Source organism: Christensenella sp. KGMB01412 (assembly GCF_055522415.1).
The window spans coordinates 328,294-350,457 of sequence record NZ_JBVFVW010000003.1; the positions used below are offsets into that span (position 1 = coordinate 328,294).

Here is a 22,164-nt window from a genome sequence, read left to right on the forward strand (position 1 = left end):
CTTTGCTATAATAATAAAGTATTTACTGTATTTTGAGATTGCGTGGGAGTATTGTAGTTATCATGTTTGACAATTTACCGGAACAAATCTATAAAACATTGGTTGTAGACAACCGATGGACTTTATTCGTGGACGGGCTTTTGGTTACGCTCATGATAGCAGGAATTGCGGTACTGCTGGGGGTTGCGATCGGCTCGCTTGTGGCAATCGCAAAAGTAAATGCTTTGCGGAATAAAAAACTGAAATGGCTGAGCGTAATCTGCGAAGTTTATACAACCGTGATTCGCGGAACTCCTATGCTGGTACAGCTGTTGATTATGTATTATATTATCTTCGCTGCTGCCCCAACGGAAATGGCTCCTTATGTTGCGGCTTTGGCATTTGGCATCAATAGCGGCGCTTATGTGTCCGAGATCGTACGCGCAGGCATTATGGCTGTGCCAAGGGGCCAAATGGAGGCAGGGCGCTCGCTGGGCCTCACAAACGGCATGACAATGCGTACGATTATCCTGCCGCAGGCAATCAAGAATATCCTGCCTGCGCTTGGCAATGAATTCATTGTTTTGTTTAAGGAAACGTCCATCGTTGGCTATGTGGCGCTTACAGATTTAACGCGCGCCGCAGATTTAGTGCGGTCAAGGACGTATTTGCCCTTTGTGCCGTTGATTTTCATTGCGCTTATTTATCTTGGCATTGTAATGCTCATTACATGGGCACTGAAAAAGTTGGAAAAAAAGCTCGCGCAAAGCGATGTGCGATAGGAGCAGCTTATGCTGGTAGTCAAGAATTTATATAAACAATTTAATGATAACATGGTGCTGCAGGGAATTGACGAGCACATTGAACGCGGTGAAAAGGTCGTTATTGTAGGACCTTCGGGAAGCGGAAAATCTACTTTTTTAAGATGCCTTAATTTACTGGAAGAACCCACCAGCGGTGAGATTTGGTTTGAAGGAAATCTTCTTACCGGCAAAAATATCGATATTGATAAGGTGCGCCAAAAAATGGGAATGGTGTTCCAGCAGTTTAACCTGTTTCCACATAAAACGGTTGGACAGAATATTATGCTTGCGCCTTTAAAGCTTGGACTTATGACAGAGGATGAAGCGCAGGAGCGTGCGGAAACGCTATTGAAACGGATTGGACTCTCTGATAAAATAGACTCTTATCCGCTACAGCTTTCGGGCGGGCAGCAGCAGCGTGTTGCGATTGTGCGTGCGCTCGCTATGAACCCTGATGTGATGCTGTTTGACGAGCCTACATCCGCGCTTGATCCGGAAATGGTAGGAGAGGTTCTCGACTTCATGCACACGCTTGCGGATGAAGGGATGACAATGGTGGTCGTTACGCATGAGATGGGTTTTGCAAAGGAAGTTGCAACACGTTGCCTTTTTATGGATGAGGGAAAGATTTTGGAGCAGGCGCCGCCGCAGGAGTTCTTCAGCAATCCGAAAAATCCAAGACTGAAGGATTTTCTTTCCAAAGTGCTGTAAATGTATTATAATAATAACTGCGTTTTGCAGTTATATATGTGCTCGTAGCTCAGCTGGATAGAGCGCAGGACTCCGACTCCTGAGGCCAGAGGTTCGAATCCTCCCGGGCACACCACGTCGCGGCAAGTTCCGCGATTCCAAAGCCCTCGCTTTTGCGAGGGCTTTTTCATGCTCTACTGCCGCTCCTTTTCCCCACGCGACCCGCTTCGCTGGGCTCGCGCGGGGGCCCGTTTTTAGCTGCATCTATTTTGTATGAACGACACAAGATACTTCAAATCTGAACCCCCATAGAAGGGTTCGGATTTTGTTCATTCCGGCACATTAAAAAAGCAGTCTATGCAGAAAGCATAGACTGCTTTTTTGGTATGGCAGATTCGAATCAAAGCGGTTTATCAGAGCATCTTGCAGGAACGGTAACGATATCCGAGACTGAAGAGCGAATACATCTAACTACTTCATGCTGGCTCACCCCAGGCGGCGCCTGCAAAAAGTACAAGGACGGAAGGAGCACGCAAGTGCATTATCGAATCCATTGTATCTTGGCTGCGTTTTTTTGCATGTTGGTTACGGGAGTATTGGCATATCTCTGAATCCCTGTATACTCACAAGTAAGAGAAACGGGAGGCAGGGAAAATGGAAAAGAACAGGAAGCCATTTCTTGTAATGATGGCTGTGTACTTAATATGCTATGCAATTCGAATGGTTGAGCTCATGGTTTGGCGAACAGACCAGACATTGGGGGAGGCGTTTATACAGAAGTTAGCAGGAATTGTAATATTGATCCTGGCAATGCGCTATATGGGGTATAAAGCAAAAGATATTGGCTTTATCCGCCGTGGCTCGCTGAAAGGAACCATCATCGGCCTCGCAATCGGTTTCGGTGTATTCTTTGTAGCCTATCTCGTGGAATATCTCATGCTTTCATCGCAGGGACGTACGCCAACGCTGCTTTTTTATGTGTCAGCTTATGCTTTGGACGGCAATATAATGGGAATTACAACCTTTGCAACGGTTGCGGTGTGTATTGTGCTCAATATTGTGAATGTCGTGATGGAGGAAGGTCTGTTCAGAGGGCTATTTACCAAGCTTGCGGAAAAACGGGTGTCCTTTGTTGCGGCCAACGTCATTGCTTCATTGCTCTTTGGATTATGGCATATTGCGCTGCCCGTCCGTAGCTATGTGGATGGAACAATGTCCGGGGGCGGTGCGTTAGCGGCCGGTGCGTTTTATGCCCTTACCTCGTTTTTAATGGGATTCCAGCTTGGGTTGCTTGCCAAAATGACAAACGGATTATGGGCGCCAATGGCGTTCCATTTTGTCAATAACACTGTTGTAAACCTGCTGCACCTTACAACTGCGCAAGGCGCAGATCAACTCCAATTCATCAGGCTCACGATTACTCAGGTGATTTCTTTTGCCGGCGTATTGATTGCCTATATCAGATGGACAAAAAGACATAAAACAGTACGTAGGGCATAAAACGAAGCATATTACTCCTGTGATATAATGGAGAAAACAAAAACAATGCAGGAGGAAACTTATGCGGCTCAAATTGGAGCAGGACACGACGCTTGACGACATTCATATATTGATTCAATATGCGGAAAAGAATGAAGTGCTGAAACGCCTGATTCGTGCGGTAAAATCATGTGAAGAAAAAATGGAAGCGTTTGACCGGGAACGAAAGCTTATGCTGAACGTTACCGACATTTATTATTTTGAAAGCGTAGACAAAAAGACGTTTGCCTGTTGCAGGGAAAAGGTGTACTATGTGGCAGACCGCCTGTACCAGCTGAAAAATAATTTAGCCGGATACGGGTTTGTGCAAATCAATAAGGCATGTTTGCTTAATATCAATGTGCTTTCAAGTATGAGGTCTACGCTGAACAGCAAAATGGAAGCGACCTTGGCAAATGGAGAACGCGTCAATGTGTCAAGAAAGTATATCCACGAAATCAAAGAAGCGCTGAAAGGAGGATATCCGAATGGTTCAGGAGTGGTTCAAAAACTTTTTTAGTACGACGGCGGTCACGATTTTTCTTATTATACTGGCAGGAATCATCACTGGGGATGACAGCGTGAAAATGATTTCCCTCATATCCGCTATTGTCGCTAATCTGATTATCCACTTAGGGCTAATCGGTATACGGAAAATTTCAAGTGTGTATTACCTCCTTGAGATGCTTTTAGAGTTTGCGTATGTTTTAGGCGTGGTTCTGCTGACGGGCTTTTTAAGCGGCTGGTTCCTTACTACGCCTGTATGGGTGACTCTGATAATTACGGTTGTTGTATTCGTAGCTGCTTGCCTGATTGACATTGTTCATATCAATAAGGACATTGAGGATATCAATAAACAGATCGCGCAAAGAAACGGATAAAGCATGATTAGGTCTGGCATCTTTTTGAAACTATTTTTTCATGAGCGGATAAGCCGCAGCAAAAATGATATGAATACAAGCGGGCCTATTTGGCTGCGCCATTCATTGCTTTGCGGTTCCTCCCAACGCCGATAAAAGCGATGGCGAATAATGCCAATAGAATCAAACAGCCCCAGTTTTTGACCGTGTGGATGATGGGCGTCAGGACCTGCGGATGAGCGACGTTTTCCGTAAATGTGAAGAAGGTCCCCGTCGACACCTGATAGTATTGAAAGGCAATTAAAATAAGCACAACGACAATAAACTGGTAGGTAATGCTGCCGGCATTCTGCATGGAAAATTTGCTGATCAGCCGCCTGTCAGAAGGAATGCTCCTGATCTGATAATATTCTTTGTTAAGCCATGAGCTTGTCCCGGTATAGAAAAAGCTGATCAGGAAGACGCTGACAGGAAAATAAAAAGGCGTTATGAGCAATACAAGGCTCAGGCATATACCGGATAGCTGTACGGTAATGGGTGAGAGATTTTTGAATAGCTTTTGCACTTTTGTAGCAAATACCATTGCTAAAATCATTCCCAGTACAAAAGGAACATACAGGTGAGTGGTAGCCTGCAAATTGCCATATATAATACCAACGTAAAAAGAACCGAATATAAAGATAAAGTTCCCGCACATCCCGTTTGCAAGCGATAGCATATTCAGCCACAGGGGCAGCTTGATATGCTTCCTGCGAAGCCCGATGACTGTCACTGCAATGAGGAATGCAATCGTAAATCCAATGGCGGCAATATCAAGCGTTTTTGCGTCAAAAGCGAGTCTTGCGGTGCGAAGCAATATCAGCAGTAGAAAGAACACGATAAAAATTGCGGATTGACGTAAGGAAACGGTCGCATCCTTTAAATGGATCAATTTGAATTGGTAATCCGGATCGCGTGTGGTGGTGTAAATTGCAAGCGCAAACAAAATCAGGTAAAACAACATGACAAGGCTGATCTGTTTGGTGCCGGGAAGGGCTGTTAAAACGAGCAGCACGATCAGAGAAAAAAGAATGGGAGCATATTTTTTAGGCGCTTTCGCCGAGGAAGGCTCTTCGTGCTTATGAAAGGTTATCGTGGTATAGATCGGCTTGATAAATCCGGTGCTGAGGCCCAAAAAAACTCCTGACAAGATAAAAAGAGGAGAATATAGATTCCCGAGCACGCCAAACAACGCTCCGGCAAAGCCGAGTATAAAGGTAAACACCAACACGGAATAGCTTCCTACTCCGATTTTGATGCTGCGAAGCAAAAAGACTCCCGTCATGCGAAACGTATAGAATATAACAAGCGGTAATATCGTTGACAGGTTTTTTCCATCCACAAGCCGCAGGAACAGTAAATAGGGAATTGCGATCAAAGTACTGTTCAAAACAAAGCCGGACGTTTGTGCAACAGATGAAAAAAACATTTTTATCTTTTCGATCGGAACCACCCCTTACTATTTTTGTTGCGAATGGAGATATTGTTGTATCTCTGTTTGCGGTCTCGATAAGTTAATAAACACATTTCAATCAGCCTAGTCAACGTAGGGCAAAGAAAAAGAAGGCTATTCATACGGCATGCAAAACCTGATAAAAAGAAATTGACTGTAAGGTTTCTACTTGCCTGAGTGGATTAAATTGCATAAAATAGAAATGGTAAACACAAAAGGGAGAGATTTCAGAATGAACTATACATTCCGGACACACGGAACCTGCTCCACGCAAATTACCTTTGACGTGGAAAACGATACGATCAAAAATATTCAATTCACAGGTGGATGCGATGGGAACCTCAAAGCCATTCCGCGGCTCGTTGACGGCTGGCCTGCACAGGAAATTGCGGACAGGCTCAAAGGGATCAGCTGCGACGGAAAGCCTACGTCCTGTGCAGACCAGCTTGCACAGGCGGTGCTTGAGGCGACTGGAAAAAAGGGCTGACAGAATTTTCTGCTCAATCTTTTTTGGCGTGTAAAAAGAGATTGGATTTTTCGACAAGATTTCCAAGTTCGTTCAGGTTGGATTCGTATTGCAGCATCAGGTGATTGAGATACGGCGATTCGATTGGATATGCCTCATCCTGCGGATTCTCTTTGCCGGCAGGCGGAATCGCCTGTATTTTTTGCAGCCGGCATTTCATTTGCCGGGAAAAGTGATCGACCGCTTCGCGCTGTTGGGGAGGAAGCTTTCCGGCCTGAACAAAAAATATCATCTGTTCGGACTCTGCAATCATTTTCCACATTGGGGAAAGCATTGCAGTATAAAAGGCGGCCTCCGCTTTATCTTCAAGGCGGGGCAGGTGTTTTCGGACTTCGTCGTACAGGAGATGGAAAGAAATAAGCGCGTCGCTGACTACGCCATAGTCGATTACACGCCGCGTACTGATGCTCAGCATGGTTAAGTAAGAGCTTTGAATGTGGAATAACTCGCGGACATTATAACGAAATTGCCCTTTTTGGCTCGTTGGAAAAAAGAAACGGTTTATGACCAGTACCAGAACCACCGCAAGAACAAGATATAATATCCGCAGCTCGATTGCCGTAGAGCTTTCTATGGTGAGCGACGCAAGCGTGAGCGCAAAGCCGGTCGAAAAGATCGGCTGCACCCATGTGCCGGGCGTACAGCAATACATGAGCGAAATCATGACCGTCGCAAAAATAAGATGCCCTGTTACGCCGCCGGGTAGTATTGGAAGCACAAAAAAGGCGAGCAGGCAGCCAATCGACGTTCCGATAAGGCGTGTTTTCATACGGTAGGCGCTCTCCTCATACATAGGCTGCAGGAGTAAAAACGCATTGAGAGGCAGCCAATAGGAGTGCTCGCTGTTTGTAACGCGGCATACCACAAAGCTGATGGTAGATACGAGGGAAAGACGAAGCGCAAACCGGACCTCAAAGGTATCGAGCTTTAGGCGCGTGCGAAGGCCGCCCAGCGGGCGGGCGTGCTTTGGCAACTTCCATTCGGGACGCGCCGAATGCTGGCTTACCTCTGTCATCCCCGTAAGCGTCAGGGAAAGCAGGCGAAGGAAGTTGCGCAGGAATACCTGGAAATGCTTGTCAAGGGCTTCTGTTTGTTCGCATAGCGCATCCGATTCGGCAATGAGGTCAGAATTATCCTGGAGATTCATCTGCTTTTCGACCTTTGCTAAAAACACAGATAGTTTTTCAAGCATCTTAACATCATGGATAGAACAACCGCTGTGATCCCCCTGTCCAAAATCAGAAATAAAATATGCCGCCCGCTGAAAAAGCAATGCAAACATATAATGGATTTTTCCTTCCCCCCGCACGACATAGGAAAAATCGCGGCTTCCGTAAGCCATCCGGTGTAATGACGTTTGCAGGGAAAGCATATCCTTTTGCGCGGCGGGATCGCACTGCTCGCCCTTTGCCATCAGCAAAAATTCTTTGGAAAGCAGGGAAAGGCCTTTACGGGCGTGCGGGTAGCCCTGCGGCTTGCGGTGGAAAAGATAGTAAATCACAAGCGCGACGCACAATACTGCCGAAGCGTACAGCATTACGCCCATCAGGGGAAGAAAGCCTTCCCAGCCTACAGGGCGCAGCTGCAGGAAAATAAACTCCATCGCGTTGGTAAAATAACCTTTTTGGTTAAATTGCGTCGTTTGCAGATAGATCAGCATAAAAGGAACGGCAATGTTCAAAAGAATACATAATGCAAGGTTCAGCGTCGCAAAAAAGGCCAGAACACAAAGGCCCATCTGTACTACAAAAAGATTGAACAGGGAACGTACAGTGCATTTTTTTTGAAAACGGACTTTAAATGTGGCGGTTATGAAGGAAACGACGAGCGCATATGCTGTTCCAAATAACAGGACAATCGAATAAAACAGCAGCAGGAAAAACAGGATGACCGGTATGGCCGCAATAAATTTTTTTTTGAATTCCGAAAGAGAACCCTTGATATCAAAAGAAATAGAGACCACTCCTGCTCACAAAACTTATTTATGTGAGCAATTATATCACTTTTTTCAGGTAAAGTCTAAAACGCCATTGTACAGGAGCGCAGCTTCCCGGACTTGCGTCCATAAATATTTTTGGAACATACGCTTATTCCGGGGGCCTTTTGATACAGCCTTCCACCTGCATAAAACAATCGATCAGGTCCGGACTAAAGCATCCGCATTCGCCTCCGCGGATCATAGTGACAGCTTCTTCGTGTGAATACGCCGGTTTATACACGCGTTCATTTGTCAGCGCATCATAAACATCCGCAAGGCCCACCACCTGGGAGCATAAGGGGATATCATCTCCTGCAATGCCGTCCGGATATCCGCGCCCGTTCCAGCGTTCGTGATGATGACGGCATATTTCATAACAATAGTCAAAATATTCCTCATTTTGCACATAATCCAGTGTCTGCAAGATTTCACAGCCCATTACGGTATGCTGCTTCATAGTATCAAATTCTTCTTCCGTGAGCTTCCCGGGCTTTTTCAGAACGGAATCCGGTATGGCGATTTTGCCAATGTCGTGGAGCGTCGCCGCAGCGCTGATCATTTCAATCTGGTCTGCCGTCAGGCCGTATTCAGGATGACGCGCAGAGAGTTTCTTCAGTAAAACATCTGTAATCCCACGCATCCGTTTGATGTGCTGGCCTGATTCGCCGCTGCGAAATTCAACTACAGTACTCAGTGTATCGATTAAAAAATTGCTGGAGCGCTTTAGCCGGTCGGACTGTTCTTTAAGGATAGACGTTTGCTGGCTTACCAGTGATTCCAGATGATGCCTGTGCAGGAAAAGCTGGATCAGGTTTTCTACGCGCTGCGTCACAATTTTGGGATTGAACGGTTTGTTGATGATATCGGACGCTCCGAAATCGTAGCCTTTGAGCGTCGTTTCCTCAGAGCTTTCCACTGTGATCAGCACTACTGGAATTTGCTCGAGCAATCCGCTTTCCCTCATGGAAGCAAGGACGCCAAAGCCGTCTAAAACAGGCATAACAATATCGAGCAGAACGATGGCAATTTTGTCGGTTTCGCGAGCGAGTATTTCAAGCGCCTCAGTGCCGGTTGCCGCCTCCAGGATATGGTAGCGGCTGCCAAGCATGCCCGACAGAATGGCCCGGTTGAGTTCCTCGTCGTCAACGATCAGTACGGAATTTTTTTTCGGATTCATATGATTTGCTCCTGATAAGCGTTTTCAATAATAGCCTTGATCCGCATGAATTCTTTCCATACGGGGATAAATAATTTACCGGCCTCGCCGCTGCGTCCTTCGCGTATGGCAATTACCAGTCTGCCGCACAATTCCGCCAGATGCTCTAAGCCGAGGTTGAGGGCGTTGCCCTTGGCTGTATGGGCAGCCGTTTCTATACCGGCACTGTCTTTTTGCTCCACAGCTTCCTTTAGCTGCGGAAGAACAGCGTTTGAGGGGTAGGTTTTGATGAAGTGCTCGAGCAGCTGCGTATTGCCGCAAAAGCGTTCCAGTATTGTCTTTGAGTTTATGCCAAGCTTTTCAAGTACGGCATACAGCGGATCAGAGCAGGTATTTCCCGCTTCGTCATTCACATCAGGAATCAGCCTTTGCTGCGGCGCATGCTGTAATTCCTGCAAGGTGCGCAGCAGCACGGGAATGTTGACCGGCTTGGAAATATGGGCGTTCATTCCCGCTTCCAGCGACTTTTCCACGTCGTCGTCAAAGGCATTGGCAGACATTGCGATAATGGGTATGTCTTTTGCGTTTGGAATATGTAGCGAACGGATACGGCGCGTTGCCTCCAGTCCATCCATCACGGGCATTTGGATGTCCATGAGGATGGCAAGGTAATGTCCCTGCGGTGCGGCGGAAAATTTTTCCAACGCCTCCTGCCCGTTGAATGCCATATCTACAATCAGGTTGCGCGAGGTAAGAAGACGGCATGCGATCTCCATGTTCATCTGGTTATCCTCCACAAGCAGGATCCGTTCGTTATCAAAATGGTAATCCTCTTTTTGGATCTCTGACGCCATTGGTTTACCAAGTGTAGCAGACACCAGCAGGTCATATACGCTGGACGGGAACAGGGGCTTTGGCAGGAAGTAGTTGACGCCTGCATCCTCTGCCTGCTTTTTGATACTGTTCCAGTCGTAAGCGGAAATGGCGACGATCAGGATATTGTCTTTAAATTCGTTGCGGACTGATTTCACGAGCTCGATTCCGTCCATTTCCGGCATCTTCCAGTCGGTGATCAATACGTTATATGGATTATTTGCCTTTTGGTTGGCCCTAATATATTCTAAGGCAAAGGGGGCTGAATATGCGCTGTTTGCTTCTACGCCGAATTTTTCCAGCAGGCTGCATACGTATTCGCATACTGCGGGTTCGTCGTCCACCACAAGCGCCTTCATTTCACAAAAATGCCCCCTGATATCGGAGGGCATCATTTTATCCCCCGTTTCCTCCAGCCAAACGGAAACGGCGAAGGTGCTTCCCGCACCGGGAGAGCTCTGCACATCGATCCCGCCGTTCATCATACGCGCATAGCTGTTAGCGATCGCCAGGCCGAGCCCGGAACCACCGCTTGATTGACGCAGGCTGCTATCCTGCTCAAAGGGAATGAACATTTTATCAATAAACCTTTCATCCATCCCGATTCCGTCGTCCTGAACCGTAAAAATAAGCTCCGTATATTTTCCGCTCTGATTCCCCCGCGCCACGGAAAAATCGATCCGGCCCCCGGGATTTGTGAACTTGACCGCGTTGCTGAGCAGGTTGATTATGATTTGATTAAGCTTCAGTTCATCGCCAACATAAGCTTCGGCAATTCCGTTCTTGAGAAGAACATTAAATTTGACGCCTTTTTTCTCAGCCTGCGGATAAAACATGGTTGTGACGCTGTGCACAAATGAGGCAAAATCAAACTTTTTTTTTGTTGAGCGCCATTTTACCACTCTCGATCTTGGACATATCGAGAATGTCATTGATCAGTGATAAGAGAAATTTAGCGGAGGTCTCGACCTTATCGAGGCAATCCTTTGTGGCTTCGATATCTCCGAGCGATTCTCTGGCGATTTCCGTCATACCCATGATTGCGTTCATGGGCGTACGAATATCATGTGACATCCGGGAAAGGAAATCGGATTTCGCGTTATTTGCGTGCTCTGCCATTTCAAGGGCATTTTTCAACAGCTCCGTACGTTCCTCCAGTTTTACCTGCATTTCGCGCATCTCGGTGATATCCGTAATGTCGATATAGATCACAAGATAGACAGGATCGCCGTCCTGCCAGTCCACACAGTCCGCGCTTAACTGTAACCATGCTTCGTTGCCCGCCTTACCCTTAACCTGAAGGACAAAACGCACAGGCTTTCCCTCACGTATGGCTGGAATATTTTCAATGATTGCTTCGCGGTTTTTGACCAGCTTCATATTTTCAAGGGAATAGGATTTGATTTCGTTTCCAAAAAATTCGATATAGCGGTCGTTCGCGTAAATCAGGTCAAAAGAATTTGGACGCATCCTGAATTTCGCAACGAAACCGGGAAGGCTGTCGTAAGTGATAGACTGTTCCATTTGCGTCCGGATCATATCGGTCACATCGGTGAACACAGAGTAAATGATCGGAATCCCGTCAACAAGCTCATCCGTAAAGGTGCCGACCACCTTGATCCAGATGTAGCCCCCGCCCTTTTGGGGCATATGGCTCAATACTTCATAGCCGGGGCGGTGATGCTCAAATGCGTCTATAAGCTTTTCGCCGATCTTGGCGTATTCATCCATATCGTTTTTGTAATATTCCATGACACTGTTATGGAATGTCGCCTCATACTCCCTTCTGGAATATCCTGTCATTTCATAAAAATAGTCGTTTGCCCAGATGACGGTGAAATCGTCGTTAAGCATATGTTTTCCAACGCTGACGTGCAGGGAGCTCATCAGCATATTGTATTCATTATTATATTCATGATCGGACGTTGTATACTCTTCCTTAAAGGTATTGATTATGTCCTTGTTCTGGCTCATTTATTAAAGGCCTCCTGATTTGCGGCGTATATGGTGCAAGTGCGATTTCATGCAAAACCTTGTTCATGTTGGTATATGTTATATTATAAAGAAGAAAAACTGATAATACAAGAATCGCATGGATTAAAAACAGAAAAACTGATAAAATAAGAACGATATTTGATTCCCGGCATGTCCAGGAGGGAGCGGGCGTTATGAAGCAGGATAAAAAATTATATTGGATGATTGCGGAATTTTTTATTTCACGGATCAATCTTGGCTTTTATGAGAAGGGCGATAAGCTGCCTTCCGTACGGCAGATATGCGTGCAGTTTTGCGTATCCGCCAATACAGCGCGCAGCGCGCTGAAAGAAATGGAAGCGCGGGGGATTGTTTCCATGGGGAAAGGGAGACCTGCGGTCGTGCAAAAATGCCCCCAAAAAAGCAACAGGGATTTACGCGACCTTTTTTTCTCACGTAAAGCAGCGCTGATTGATTTTGAAGCAAGCATGAAGCTGATTTTTGCCCCGATGCAGCTGCAGGGTTTTTTGGTATGCGAAAAAGAGGACATGGAAGCGTTGCGTGTAATGACGGTAAAAGCCGATCCGGATAAAAACAGGCAATATTTTGTCGACTATTTCCAATATCTGTTCCAAAAAACCGGAAATACTCTGATGCAGGATCTTTATACGGATGTGATCATGTTTATCCATTTCGCGTATACGGATAATATGCTTCAGGAGAACAAAATAGACGGCAGGTATTATCGCGGTATGAAAGCGGTACTCGAAAAAACGCTGCTTTACAGGGAACAAAATGACTGGAAACGGTTGTGGGATGAAATTAACGATATCTACCGGCGCTATGGGGAGCGTATCCGTGTGTATGCGGATTTGGCCTGTGAGGATGAAGGCCGGATAGAGCAGGTACCATTCCGCTGGAGATTGCATACGGGAAGGCCGGAGAGCTATTTTTCCATTGCCACAAATATCGTCTGGAAAATCAATTTCGGAGTATTTCCCCTAGGAGGTTATTTGCCGTCGACAGCCAAACTCGCGCAGGAGTATGACACCTCCGTTATGACGATGCGCAGGGCGCTAAGCCTGCTTTGCAGCATTGGAGCGGTTGAAACGGTAAATGGAAAAGGAACGCGCAGCCTGCCGGCCTTTGAAGGGGAGGATAAAATAGACTGGGAATCTCAGGCAATCAGGAGAAACCTGCTTTTATACCTGCAGAGTATGCAGATTTTCGCAGTCACCTGTGCCGCGGTGGTAAAGGATACGTTTCCCCGCGTTGGGGCAGAGACCTTCCGGACGGTCATACAAAAACTGCGGGAAGAAATTGCCATGGAGGATTTTTCCGCGCTGCCCGGCCTTCTCCTGGCGCTGGTCACCAAATACAACAGTCATGCAACATTGCGGGAAATCTATAAAAAACTTTTGACACTCCTGATCTGGGGCTATCCGCTGAGGTATTCTGGAAGGAATAAGGAAAAACGGTTCGTGCCATTCGCCGCGGCGCTTCTTGAAAGCCTCGAACAAAGGGATGGAAACCGTTTTGCGTGTGAGATGGAAAAACTGATGATTTTTGTTTTTGAAACATCGAAGAAGACAATGCTGAAAATGGGGATCACCCAGGCGGCCGGGATCATTTCACCCCGGCCCACCATTTACCAGGAATAAGACCTTTCAGGTATCTGTTTGTCAGACATTCACCGGGTTTTGGGCAGGGCAGGGAAGGTTGCTTTCATAAAGGGAAATCGCCTTTCTAAAAACTTTGAAAAATTAAGGAGTTCTTAAAGACTTATAAGACATTTTCAGGTATAATAAAAAACATAACTGGGAATGGGATAAAATACTTTGGGGGGACGTAGGGGCTATGGAGATTGGATTTGAAATCTGTAAATGGATTACCATTGTTTTAACGATTATTACCGCGCCGATCACTCTATGGACGGTAGTCACTACCCTCATGGGATTGCGCAAACCAAAAGAGCTCAAAAAGCTGGAAGAAAAGCAACACCGTTTTGCCATACTGATTTGTGCACGCAATGAAGAAAATGTGATCGGGAACCTGATCGGCAGCCTTGAAAAGCAGAAATATCCGCGTGATAAATACCAGGTGTTCGTTATCGCAGATAACTGTACTGATTCTACGGCGCAGGTCGCAAGGGATAACGGGGCGATTGTATACGAACGTTTTAACGCGGAGCAGCGGGGAAAAGGCTTTGCGCTTCATTTTGGGATCGATAAACTGCAGGAAAACCATTCGCAGGATATCGATGCAATATGCGTCTTTGACGCAGATAACCTTGCTGCGCCGGATTTCCTGGTTGAGATGAACCACGCGCTTTGCTCGGGGGCGGATGTAGCCCTAGGCTACCGCGACAGCAAAAATGTGCACGATTCATGGATCAGCGAGGTATATTCCATATATTGGCTGATGCTGATGCGTTTTTATTATACCTCGCGCCATACGATGAATCTTTCGAGTATGGTGGGCGGAACCGGCTTTGCTTTTAAGCTGGCGGCGCTTGGGGAAGAAGGCTGGAACACAAAATCACTTACCGAAGACGTTGAGTTTTCAATCCAGCAGATTTGCAAAGGAAACAAGATATTGCCGGCGCGCAAGGCTGTTTTTTATGATGAACAGCCCTCGACGCTCGATGTATCGCTCAAGCAGCGCTTTCGTTGGATGATCGGCGGGTTGCAGTGTATTCCCCTGTATTTTTCCACAATTATGAAAAGCGTGTTTGGCGGCAATAAAAAGGCGCTGGACCTCGCGTGGTATATCCTGTTTATTCCGGCGACAGGCCTTGCGATTCCGCTCAATGTAGTAGCGGTAGTCGGCATGATGCTCAATCCTGTACTTTCAGCGTGGGCGCTGCCTGTTATGGGGATAACAATGGCCTTTGGTTATTTGCTTGCCGTTATTGTAGCGTTTTTGACATTAAGGCTCGAGAACAAGGATGCGCGCAGCATGAAGCGTGGAATATGGCTGTATCCTATCTTCATGTTTACAATGATGTGCGTTGCGCTTGCGGCGCTGATCCATCCGCGGACGGAATGGGTGCCGATCGTGCACAACAGCAAATATACGATTGACGATGTTAATATTGCAGGGTAACATAAAAATACAGAAGACATTTTCAAAAGAGGATGTGCGCTAAAGGAGGAAATCAACATGGGTCAGGATTTTTATAAATTGGCATGCTCGCGCAGGAGCATTCGTAAATTTGAAGATACCCCGGTGCCGGACGAGGATATTAAGGCGTTTATAGAAGCAGCCCGTACCGCGCCCAGCGGTTGCAACAGCCAGTGCTGGCATTTTGTTGCGGTAACGAATCAAGAGCTGATTGGGAAAGTTGCGGACGCGACTGGAAAAGCAATCGAGGAGTTTTACCAGGATGGTAAGTCGGATGAAAAATTTATTACGAGCAGGGTAAAATCAACAACGTTTTTTCGCAAAGCGCCGCTTGTGATGTTCGTCTATATGGATCATCTTGATTATTTTGATCCGCGCGTTACGGAATTTTTTATGAGGAACGGATATACGCACCGCCAGATGATGGATACGATCGCTTATCCTGATGTGCTTACCATTGGCGCTGCGGTGGAAAATATGATGCTTCAGATGCAGGATATGGGCTATGGCTGCTGCTGGATGATCGATCCGGTCATCGCGCACAAGGAGATATCGGAGCTTTTGGGCGTGAAGGAAGAAAACAGGCAACTCATCAGCGTGATACCCATGGGAAGGCCAAAATATACGCCTATGGAAAAAACGTTAAAGCCACTTGACGAAATATTGGAAATCAAAAAATAGGAAATTGTAAAACAGCGTTCAAAAGTCAGGCGGGAACGCTGTTTTTTCGTTGACAAGATTAAAAGAATGTGATAACATAAAAAAAGTAGTTGATGTATTAATTGATTTTCACATATTTTGTAAGTCATTTATTACGTAGATGCCTTGCAAAATATGTGTTTTTCATTTATAGATCGGTTACAATTTTTATTTTTATTTGGAGGTACTGGTTCATGAATAACGGTACAGTAAAATGGTTCAATGCAGAAAAAGGGTTTGGTTTTATTTCGGATGATAACGGCGGGGATGATGTATTCGTACATTTTTCTGCGATTCAGACAGATGGATATAAAACACTTGCTGAAGGACAGAAAGTAACATATGACACAGAGCAGGATTCGCGTGACAGCAACAAAATCAGAGCGGTCAATGTTTGCATCGACTAAAGCAAAAGCATGAACAAAAAAGCTTTTCACTAAAGTGGAAAGCTTTTTATTTACAGAAGATTTACGCAAATAAAAAACGGTGTTCATAGAACGCCGTTTTTTATGATTGGGGGTATAGGATAACGCAGATCACTCCGCGTTTGGTAACCGGCTTTTAAGCGTTTTCGATAAAATCAATAATTTCTTCCTTCGATTTCACGCCTACAAATTTGCTCATTTTCGAACCTGCGTCAAACAGGTATACGGTCGGGATAGACATAACCCCATATTGCTGCGCGATACTCTGAGCCTCGTCCACATTGACTTTTACAATTTTAATCTTATCGCCAAGCGCGTCGGAAACCTCTTCCATAATCGGGCCGAGCATTTGGCATGGACCGCACCAGTCCGCATAAAAATCAACAAGAACCAAACCCTTATCCTGCAATACTTCCGCATCAAATTGTGCTTCATTGATATGTTTAATACTCATTTTATCCACTCCTCTAAAAATCATTAATTAAGGTACAATTTATATCTAAACAACAAGGGAGGGCATAAAACATTTTTATTAAAATAAATGATATTGTTTTTTATCTCTGAAATATACCTTTGCAGAGATAAAAAAAACCTGCGCGCAATGCTGCGAACAGGCGTTTGATTTGTTTTTTATACCGTTACTTTAAAAGGCCCTTGGATTCTTTAAATACCCAGTCGCGCTGGATTGTGAAACTTGCCATAAAGATCACGAGGTCCACGACGACCTTGAGAATGGTATTGACCTCGTCCCCTCCGCCAAGCAACGAGCCAATGCCCCATACGAGCAGCCACGAAGCGACAAGCTGGATCGCCGCAAGGATCACAAACCGTACGGCAGTTCCTGCGGATTTAGCCTGGGACTGGAAGACCGCGCTCCTGTTAAGGATATAGGTTGCAATCGAACAAAGAATCCTTGAAAGCACTGTAGCGGTCAAAATTTTGAATTCGTCATCCAGGAAAGAAAATACCTTTTGGAATACGTAAAAGGTACCAATATCCACAAGATATGAAATAAATGCGGAAATGCTGAACTTAATGAACACCAGATATAATTTTGCGGTTTTGAGTATATTGAAACCAGGTTCTGTTTTGAGCGCGACGCCTGTTTCCACATCTTTTACGGCAATGCCCTTTGCGCGGGCTTCCAGAATAACGTTCTGTAAAAACAGCTTGTCGTTGCCCTTCATTGCAAGCATCGTTTCAAGATTTTCGCGTGACATTCCAATCAGGGAAGAGGTGATATCCTTTGTTTCGACGCCCGCCAGAAAGCAGTAAATTGTATGTGCGAGCGACTTTTTCTCAGGGGTTTTCCGCTCGCCGACGATAATGTCGGAGGGATGGGCAGAAGCATCCCCGGCAACCTTAAGTATGTCAGCCGAAGAAAAGCCATCGGCAGGATCAACTGTCACAAAGATGGAATACGTTGTATCAGAAGCTAATTCGCGCAAACTGCTTCGAACGCTTTTTCCGGAATATACCGATACGAAAGCGCCTGCGTCAAGCAGCTCATTTTGTAGTTTTTCGTCCGGCCCAAGCAGCAGGACCGCTGTCGTTTCATGATTCATAATGTTATTATTTTACCACCGAAACGCCTGAAACGCAATGTACGCCATATGGAATTTGCAGGATCGAAAGAAAAAGTTGAGTTTTGATTTTTAACAGGCGCCGCTATATAATTTTTACAGCGGTTTTGCGGAAAGCCGGCTATGTAAAACTTACGATAAATTGCTTGCATTTGCAATTTATACCAAAAGCCTGTTTCCAATCTTTTGACAAATTGCTATAATTGACTGGGAAAGGAATGACGCATATGAAGGCGATCCGGAACGTTATTATTATTTTGCTTTTGTTTATTATTTTTGTTTTTGTATTTGCAGGACAGGGGACGTTTGACAAATATCTTCCGCTTAGCGAGATCAAGGGTGCAATGATCACAGGCGTCACGGGAAGCGTATACGACCTGCAGGATGGGGATTATATAATAAGGGAAAAAGATAAAGGAAGATTTCAGGACATGATGCTGAAAAATGGCTGGCAGATGCAGGAGCTGGGGGACGGACGGTACCAGTTTGAACGGGACGGGCAAAGCGTTACCTATCAGGAAAAGGGTTTTCTGGGATTTTTTACGTTGTACCAGCTTACCCCATAAGCACAGGCTGAATAGTAAAGCAGGAATTTTCAAAAAGAAAAGCCCCGTTCATTTCGGAAGAACGGGGCTTTTGTATCTGGAGGGGAATGCCAAAAATCAGCCTTCTATTGCAATCGTATAACTGTTTTTATACGTTTCGCCCGCTTCGAGACGGAGCATATCGCGCTTTGTCTCGAGGTCGTCAACCTCGCTGTCATAGGCCGGAACGCTCGTCCAGGGTTCGATGCAAAGGTAGGGCGCCTCGGTCTTGGGCGCATGCCACAAGCCGAGATAATTCATATCCGGATATTCTACGCGGATATATTTTTTCCCTGTCCTGGATTTTAACGTCACAGCTTTGCACATATCCTGCAGGACGATTGCATCGTTATCAAACAGGTTATGGCGCAGAGGCAGCGTGGTACCGCCTTCCAGCGGGAAGTCTTCGGTGTCCCTTGTGGTATAGCAGGTGGGGCTCATGACGATCGCCTTAGCGGGTTTTTCGCAGTCGAATTCAAGGTAGTAGTCCGTAAAGGGAACGTCTTCATTCATGGGCACGTTGAAGCCCGGATGCCCGCCGACCGCGAATATCATGCTTTGCGTGTCGTCATTTTTTACAGTGATGGTTGTTTTGAGGCTCGCGCCCTTGATCGTATAGGTGATCAGCAGGTCGAAGCGGAACGGATACTGCGCCAGCGTCGTCTCATTTGCCTTCAAACGGAAGGTAATGGAGTCGAGCGTCTGTTCCTTTACTGCAAATTCGGATTTGCGTGCAAACCCATGCAGGTTCATTTCATAGGTCTTGCCCTGATAGGTATATTTTCCGTCCGTCAGGCGTCCGCAGATCGGGAACAGGTTATACGCCCTCCCGCTCCAGTACTGCGCGTCTCCCTGCCACAGGTATTCCGTATTGTCTTTTTTGCCGACAATGGATTGCAGCTCCGCGCCGACGTCTGAGATTTGAACGCGGATTGAATCGTTTTCGATCGTGTAAATCATGGTTTTTATCTCCTTTTTTATTTTTTACCCTCAATAGTTTTTTGTCAATCAACAGGATCAGTCGACATGTTTGATTTTTTCCACATTGATCGAATAATCCTCCAGTTCATTGGTCAGGTTCCTGTTATAGAATGGATCGTAAGGATACTTTTTATCCCATTTTGCGAGCCATTTTTCCTGCTCGCCCTCAAAACGCTTGATTTTTTCAGGAGTCTCTTCATAACCGCGTGTTTTGGATTCGTAATGATAAAGCTCCGCAAACGGTGTCCACACAATGTAATAGCCCTGATCGCGCACCTTAAGTGAAAGGTCAACATCATTGAAAGCGACTACGAATTGTTCGTCAAAGCCGCCGACCTCACGGAATACCGCTGCGCGCATCATCATACAGGCGGCGGTTACTGCGGATACGTTGTGCGTGAGGATCATCCGGGCAAAGGAACCTACTTCGTAACGGCTGAGGTGTTTATGTGAGTGCCCGGCAACCCTGCCGATTTTGAGTACAACGCCGCCGTGCTGTATTGTGTCGTCCGGGTAATACAGCTTCGCTCCAACCTGCCCGATCTCCGGGCGCAGGGCGTGCATCGCCATTTGTTCCATCCAGTCCCCGGAAATCACGGACATATCATTGTTCATAAAGAGCAAAAGCTCTCCTTTTGCCTGCGCTGCGGCGTAATTATTGAGCGCTGCATAATTGAATGGATGCTTCCACTCCACGATCCGTATTTTCGGATTTTTTTTGAGCGTCTCATAATAACTGAAAATCTCTTTGCCGGTACTGTTGTTCTCCACAATAATAATCTCAAAGTTATCGTAGGTCGATTTTCTGAGAATGGAATCAATACACTTTTTGAGCGTCTTTTTTTCATCCTTGTTGGGAATAATGATGGAGATCAACGGGTGTGGCTGAGGAATATCGTAGCTTGTGATGTAGTAATTATCAAGCGTATTATTCGCCACATGCGCGCCCAGCAGGCCGCGCCGTAAAAAAGCCGCCTCGAGGGCTGAGCGCCCGGCTTCTATAGTATAGCTCTTTGCATCCGAGGAATAAGCGGTGGAACCCAGGGACAAACGCCAGTGGTAAAGGATATCTGAAATATGTCCAACCTTTTTTGCCTTTTCAGTCAGGCGCAAAAAAAGGTCGTAATCCTGTGCTCCGTTAAATTCTTTGCGGAAGTAACCAACCTCGTCCAAAAGTGATTTTTTGATGACCACAAAATGCGTGATATAATTAAAGGCAAGAAGCATATCCGGTGAAAAATCGGGCTTAAAGAAGGGATCGAAACGGCGCTCGCCGTCTTCTGTAAGCTTATCCTCGTCGGAATAGATGAATTCGTAATCCCTGTCCTTGTTGAGCAGCTCCACATTCGCATAAAGGGCCTGCGGCATCAGAAGATCGTCATGGTCGAGCAGCGCAATATATTCGCCTGTCGCCATTTTGATGGCTTCGTTGGAATTGCCGGAAATCCCTTCGTTTTTTTCAAGCCGCCTGTATACGATGCGCTCGTCGCGGTAAGAGGAGATAATTTCCTCAAGCCCGTCCTGCGTGCTGCCGTCCGCAAGGCAAAGCTCCCAGTTTGCATATGTTTGTGCGATCACAGATTCTATCATATCCCGCAAGTAACGCTCGGGCGTATTATAGAGGGGCACAAGGACGCTGATTTTGGGTGAGAACGCAAAAACGTGCGCGCGCTGGGCTTGGAGTTTTTCCGGGGTTGGATCGTTGTTTTTCATCCAGTAAAGATACTGCGCATCCTTTTGCATATATATTTTACAGGCGACGCAGCCGCCGCCCTCCACGGAAAAACCGTGCCGCTTCTTTTTACGGTTTACAAGCACCCCGCAACCCTCACGGTCTGAGGTAAACGTAAAATAGTGCGGAACCTGTATGGCTTTCAGGATTGGTAAAAAGGTAAAAACCGTGTAGCCGTTATGCTTAACGTCCGCCGCTGTCATTTCGCGCAGAATTTCTCCCTTTGCATTTTTGATCGTCATCGTAAGGGTACCGTTTCCATCCGGGTTTTGTGTCAGGATATCGACGCGTCCGATGTTGTGGGAAAGCGGCCTGGTCATAAAGCTGACGCTTTTTTCAGGATGGTACCCTGCCGGGTTTTGCACGTCCTTGATAAAGGACTCGTTGGTAATGAGCCCAACATGCTGGTAAATATCGGTGATTTCGTCGCCAAATTGCATTTTTTGCTTTACCTTGCGCAGAAATTCCGACAGACCGTAATCCCTGATGATCGCCGTCATCCTTTTGAGCTTTTGTCCTTTTAGCTTTTTGGTCACCTTGCGTAAGTTAGCCAGTTTAGACATCCGTTTCCTCCATCGTTTTAACGCCTCGGCGTTTTTGATTGCAAACAATATTATAACATAAAAAAACAGGAATATGACAGCAATGTCATGATTCCTGTTTGCAATCAAAAGCTGTTACATAAACTGCGAATAGACGAGCTTATATAACAGGATAAAACCGCCGATAAACGCAAAGGTCGCAAGGAGGGCGATCCAAAAAGATTTGGGAACAGGCTTTTTTTCTTCCTGTTCCACCTGTTTCAAATCCTCGAGTTGCGCCTTGCAGTGCGGGCAGAACTCCGCGGAATCTTCGAATTTTGTTTTACAGAGAGGACAGATCTTCATTTTTCCACCTCATTTTTTTCAGCTGCGGTTTTTGCGCGCCGCCGCACCTCGCGCCGGTAAAACTTCAGCAGTATGCCAAAAAGCACTGTAAGCCCGGCGATTGCAACGATACACAGCCAGATATCGCTGGAAAGAAGGATGCTGCTCAGCACAAAGCAGCCGTAAGAAAAAATACTGATCTTGCTCAGGCCATTGCGGAAAAGCTCGATCAGCAATAGTACAACTCCCGCCAGAAAGGCGATTGTACCGATCGTCTGATTAATTGTCAAGTGCGTTAAATCCATAGCTTCATCCTTTGACG

22 protein-coding genes and 1 tRNA gene are annotated in these 22,164 nt (G+C 46.1%); 12 read left to right on the forward strand and 11 right to left on the reverse strand.

The genetic code is table 11. From position 1 onward, the window contains the following. Positions 1-62: 62 nt before the first annotated feature. The 6 genes from ACS5WU_RS07065 to ACS5WU_RS07090 all read left to right on the forward strand — a co-directional run bounded on the left by ACS5WU_RS07065 (position 63) and on the right by ACS5WU_RS07090 (position 3,871). A complete protein-coding gene (locus tag ACS5WU_RS07065) occupies positions 63-761 on the forward strand; it encodes an amino acid ABC transporter permease (RefSeq protein ID WP_046444260.1) in 699 nt (232 codons plus the stop codon). A 9-nt stretch (positions 762-770) separates the two neighbouring features. Further along, complete coding sequence (locus ACS5WU_RS07070; protein WP_046444261.1) at positions 771-1,493, forward strand: amino acid ABC transporter ATP-binding protein; 723 nt, start codon at positions 771-773, stop codon at positions 1,491-1,493. Between the two features lie 38 nt (positions 1,494-1,531). Beyond that, positions 1,532-1,608: transfer RNA gene (locus tag ACS5WU_RS07075), tRNA-Arg, on the forward strand. Between the two features lie 518 nt (positions 1,609-2,126). Next, positions 2,127-2,972: a CPBP family intramembrane glutamic endopeptidase gene (locus ACS5WU_RS07080; protein WP_302761120.1), complete on the forward strand. Its 846-nt coding sequence runs from the start codon at positions 2,127-2,129 to the stop codon at positions 2,970-2,972. Positions 2,973-3,033: 61 nt separating this feature from the next. Continuing rightward, on the forward strand, positions 3,034-3,510 hold the full coding sequence (locus ACS5WU_RS07085; protein ID WP_302761118.1) for a LytTR family DNA-binding domain-containing protein: 477 nt from the start codon (positions 3,034-3,036) through the stop codon (positions 3,508-3,510). Then, the gene (locus tag ACS5WU_RS07090; protein ID WP_302761116.1) at positions 3,479-3,871 is read left to right on the forward strand and encodes a DUF3021 family protein; all 393 of its coding nucleotides are present in this window, start codon (positions 3,479-3,481) and stop codon (positions 3,869-3,871) included. Before ACS5WU_RS07085 ends, ACS5WU_RS07090 begins: the two co-directional genes overlap by 32 nt. Positions 3,872-3,956: 85 nt before the next feature. On the opposite strand, the gene ACS5WU_RS07095 is transcribed toward ACS5WU_RS07090, so the two are convergent. Further along, positions 3,957-5,279 carry a hypothetical protein gene (locus tag ACS5WU_RS07095; RefSeq protein ID WP_465089058.1) on the reverse strand — a complete coding sequence of 441 codons (1,323 nt, stop codon included), beginning with the start codon at positions 5,277-5,279 and terminating at the stop codon, positions 3,957-3,959. A gap of 295 nt (positions 5,280-5,574) precedes the next feature. On the opposite strand from ACS5WU_RS07095, the gene ACS5WU_RS07100 reads away from it, so the two are divergent. Further along, a complete protein-coding gene (locus ACS5WU_RS07100) occupies positions 5,575-5,829 on the forward strand; it encodes a TIGR03905 family TSCPD domain-containing protein (RefSeq protein WP_302761112.1) in 255 nt (84 codons plus the stop codon). Positions 5,830-5,842: 13 nt separating this feature from the next. On the opposite strand, the gene ACS5WU_RS07105 is transcribed toward ACS5WU_RS07100, so the two are convergent. The 4 genes from ACS5WU_RS07105 to ACS5WU_RS07120 form a co-directional block, all read right to left on the reverse strand. Continuing rightward, a complete protein-coding gene (locus tag ACS5WU_RS07105; protein ID WP_302761110.1) occupies positions 5,843-7,831 on the reverse strand; it encodes an FUSC family protein in 1,989 nt (662 codons plus the stop codon). A 124-nt stretch (positions 7,832-7,955) separates the two neighbouring features. Then, positions 7,956-9,023 (reverse strand): HD-GYP domain-containing protein, encoded by a 1,068-nt coding sequence (locus ACS5WU_RS07110; RefSeq protein ID WP_046443554.1) that lies wholly within the window; start codon positions 9,021-9,023, stop codon positions 7,956-7,958. Beyond that, positions 9,020-10,711 carry a response regulator gene (locus ACS5WU_RS07115; protein ID WP_465089059.1) on the reverse strand — a complete coding sequence of 564 codons (1,692 nt, stop codon included), beginning with the start codon at positions 10,709-10,711 and terminating at the stop codon, positions 9,020-9,022. The genes ACS5WU_RS07110 and ACS5WU_RS07115 overlap by 4 nt, the downstream gene beginning before the upstream one ends. A 31-nt stretch (positions 10,712-10,742) precedes the next feature. Next, positions 10,743-11,849 (reverse strand): PAS domain-containing sensor histidine kinase, encoded by a 1,107-nt coding sequence (locus ACS5WU_RS07120; protein ID WP_465089060.1) that lies wholly within the window; start codon positions 11,847-11,849, stop codon positions 10,743-10,745. A gap of 194 nt (positions 11,850-12,043) precedes the next feature. On the opposite strand from ACS5WU_RS07120, the gene ACS5WU_RS07125 reads away from it, so the two are divergent. The 4 genes from ACS5WU_RS07125 to ACS5WU_RS07140 all read left to right on the forward strand — a co-directional run bounded on the left by ACS5WU_RS07125 (position 12,044) and on the right by ACS5WU_RS07140 (position 16,078). Next, positions 12,044-13,510 carry a GntR family transcriptional regulator gene (locus tag ACS5WU_RS07125; protein WP_046443555.1) on the forward strand — a complete coding sequence of 489 codons (1,467 nt, stop codon included), beginning with the start codon at positions 12,044-12,046 and terminating at the stop codon, positions 13,508-13,510. A gap of 196 nt (positions 13,511-13,706) precedes the next feature. After that, positions 13,707-14,954: a glycosyltransferase family 2 protein gene (locus ACS5WU_RS07130; protein WP_052740456.1), complete on the forward strand. Its 1,248-nt coding sequence runs from the start codon at positions 13,707-13,709 to the stop codon at positions 14,952-14,954. A 57-nt stretch (positions 14,955-15,011) separates the two neighbouring features. Next, entirely contained in the window at positions 15,012-15,653 is a 642-nt protein-coding gene (locus ACS5WU_RS07135; protein WP_046443556.1) for a nitroreductase family protein, read from the forward strand. A gap of 212 nt (positions 15,654-15,865) precedes the next feature. Further along, the gene (locus ACS5WU_RS07140) at positions 15,866-16,078 is read left to right on the forward strand and encodes a cold-shock protein (RefSeq protein ID WP_046443557.1); all 213 of its coding nucleotides are present in this window, start codon (positions 15,866-15,868) and stop codon (positions 16,076-16,078) included. Between the two features lie 154 nt (positions 16,079-16,232). Here ACS5WU_RS07140 and trxA read toward each other — a convergent pair whose 3' ends face one another. Then, positions 16,233-16,550, reverse strand: coding sequence for a thioredoxin (gene trxA / locus ACS5WU_RS07145; RefSeq protein ID WP_046443558.1), 318 nt, complete (start codon positions 16,548-16,550; stop codon positions 16,233-16,235). Positions 16,551-16,734: 184 nt separating this feature from the next. Next, positions 16,735-17,661, reverse strand: a complete 927-nt coding sequence (locus ACS5WU_RS07150) for a GtrA family protein (protein ID WP_046443559.1) — start codon at positions 17,659-17,661, stop codon at positions 16,735-16,737. Between the two features lie 245 nt (positions 17,662-17,906). Between ACS5WU_RS07150 and ACS5WU_RS07155 the strand changes: the two genes are divergently transcribed. Beyond that, entirely contained in the window at positions 17,907-18,245 is a 339-nt protein-coding gene (locus ACS5WU_RS07155) for a hypothetical protein (RefSeq protein ID WP_046443560.1), read from the forward strand. 96 nt (positions 18,246-18,341) lie between these two features. Here the strand turns inward: ACS5WU_RS07155 and ACS5WU_RS07160 are convergent, their stop codons facing one another. The 4 genes from ACS5WU_RS07160 to ACS5WU_RS07175 all read right to left on the reverse strand — a co-directional run bounded on the left by ACS5WU_RS07160 (position 18,342) and on the right by ACS5WU_RS07175 (position 22,147). Then, positions 18,342-19,223, reverse strand: a complete 882-nt coding sequence (locus ACS5WU_RS07160; RefSeq protein WP_465089061.1) for an aldose 1-epimerase family protein — start codon at positions 19,221-19,223, stop codon at positions 18,342-18,344. A gap of 57 nt (positions 19,224-19,280) precedes the next feature. Next, positions 19,281-21,539 carry a glycosyltransferase family 2 protein gene (locus tag ACS5WU_RS07165; RefSeq protein ID WP_465089062.1) on the reverse strand — a complete coding sequence of 753 codons (2,259 nt, stop codon included), beginning with the start codon at positions 21,537-21,539 and terminating at the stop codon, positions 19,281-19,283. 114 nt (positions 21,540-21,653) lie between these two features. After that, a complete protein-coding gene (locus ACS5WU_RS07170; protein ID WP_046443562.1) occupies positions 21,654-21,863 on the reverse strand; it encodes a hypothetical protein in 210 nt (69 codons plus the stop codon). Next, positions 21,860-22,147 carry a hypothetical protein gene (locus tag ACS5WU_RS07175; RefSeq protein ID WP_046443563.1) on the reverse strand — a complete coding sequence of 96 codons (288 nt, stop codon included), beginning with the start codon at positions 22,145-22,147 and terminating at the stop codon, positions 21,860-21,862. The genes ACS5WU_RS07170 and ACS5WU_RS07175 overlap by 4 nt, the downstream gene beginning before the upstream one ends. Positions 22,148-22,164: the final 17 nt, after the last annotated feature.

Excerpts from the sequence above, each read along its gene's own strand:
- ACS5WU_RS07150 (WP_046443559.1), bottom strand. The coding sequence starts at position 17,661 with ATGAATCATGAAACGACAGCGGTCCTGCTGCTTGGGCCGGACGAAAAA.
- ACS5WU_RS07120 (WP_465089060.1), bottom strand. The coding sequence starts at position 11,849 with ATGAGCCAGAACAAGGACATAATCAATACCTTTAAGGAAGAGTATACA.
- ACS5WU_RS07140 (WP_046443557.1), top strand. The coding sequence starts at position 15,866 with ATGAATAACGGTACAGTAAAATGGTTCAATGCAGAAAAAGGGTTTGGT.
- ACS5WU_RS07110 (WP_046443554.1), bottom strand. The coding sequence starts at position 9,023 with ATGAATCCGAAAAAAAATTCCGTACTGATCGTTGACGACGAGGAACTC.
- ACS5WU_RS07100 (WP_302761112.1), top strand. The coding sequence starts at position 5,575 with ATGAACTATACATTCCGGACACACGGAACCTGCTCCACGCAAATTACC.
- ACS5WU_RS07165 (WP_465089062.1), bottom strand. The coding sequence starts at position 21,539 with ATGTCTAAACTGGCTAACTTACGCAAGGTGACCAAAAAGCTAAAAGGA.
- ACS5WU_RS07115 (WP_465089059.1), bottom strand. The coding sequence starts at position 10,711 with ATGTTTTATCCGCAGGCTGAGAAAAAAGGCGTCAAATTTAATGTTCTT.
- ACS5WU_RS07085 (WP_302761118.1), top strand. The coding sequence starts at position 3,034 with ATGCGGCTCAAATTGGAGCAGGACACGACGCTTGACGACATTCATATA.
- ACS5WU_RS07080 (WP_302761120.1), top strand. The coding sequence starts at position 2,127 with ATGGAAAAGAACAGGAAGCCATTTCTTGTAATGATGGCTGTGTACTTA.
- trxA (WP_046443558.1), bottom strand. The coding sequence starts at position 16,550 with ATGAGTATTAAACATATCAATGAAGCACAATTTGATGCGGAAGTATTG.
- ACS5WU_RS07090 (WP_302761116.1), top strand. The coding sequence starts at position 3,479 with ATGGTTCAGGAGTGGTTCAAAAACTTTTTTAGTACGACGGCGGTCACG.
- ACS5WU_RS07155 (WP_046443560.1), top strand. The coding sequence starts at position 17,907 with ATGAAGGCGATCCGGAACGTTATTATTATTTTGCTTTTGTTTATTATT.
- ACS5WU_RS07130 (WP_052740456.1), top strand. The coding sequence starts at position 13,707 with ATGGAGATTGGATTTGAAATCTGTAAATGGATTACCATTGTTTTAACG.
- ACS5WU_RS07065 (WP_046444260.1), top strand. The coding sequence starts at position 63 with ATGTTTGACAATTTACCGGAACAAATCTATAAAACATTGGTTGTAGAC.
- ACS5WU_RS07175 (WP_046443563.1), bottom strand. The coding sequence starts at position 22,147 with ATGGATTTAACGCACTTGACAATTAATCAGACGATCGGTACAATCGCC.
- ACS5WU_RS07070 (WP_046444261.1), top strand. The coding sequence starts at position 771 with ATGCTGGTAGTCAAGAATTTATATAAACAATTTAATGATAACATGGTG.
- ACS5WU_RS07170 (WP_046443562.1), bottom strand. The coding sequence starts at position 21,863 with ATGAAGATCTGTCCTCTCTGTAAAACAAAATTCGAAGATTCCGCGGAG.
- ACS5WU_RS07135 (WP_046443556.1), top strand. The coding sequence starts at position 15,012 with ATGGGTCAGGATTTTTATAAATTGGCATGCTCGCGCAGGAGCATTCGT.
- ACS5WU_RS07160 (WP_465089061.1), bottom strand. The coding sequence starts at position 19,223 with ATGATTTACACGATCGAAAACGATTCAATCCGCGTTCAAATCTCAGAC.
- ACS5WU_RS07125 (WP_046443555.1), top strand. The coding sequence starts at position 12,044 with ATGAAGCAGGATAAAAAATTATATTGGATGATTGCGGAATTTTTTATT.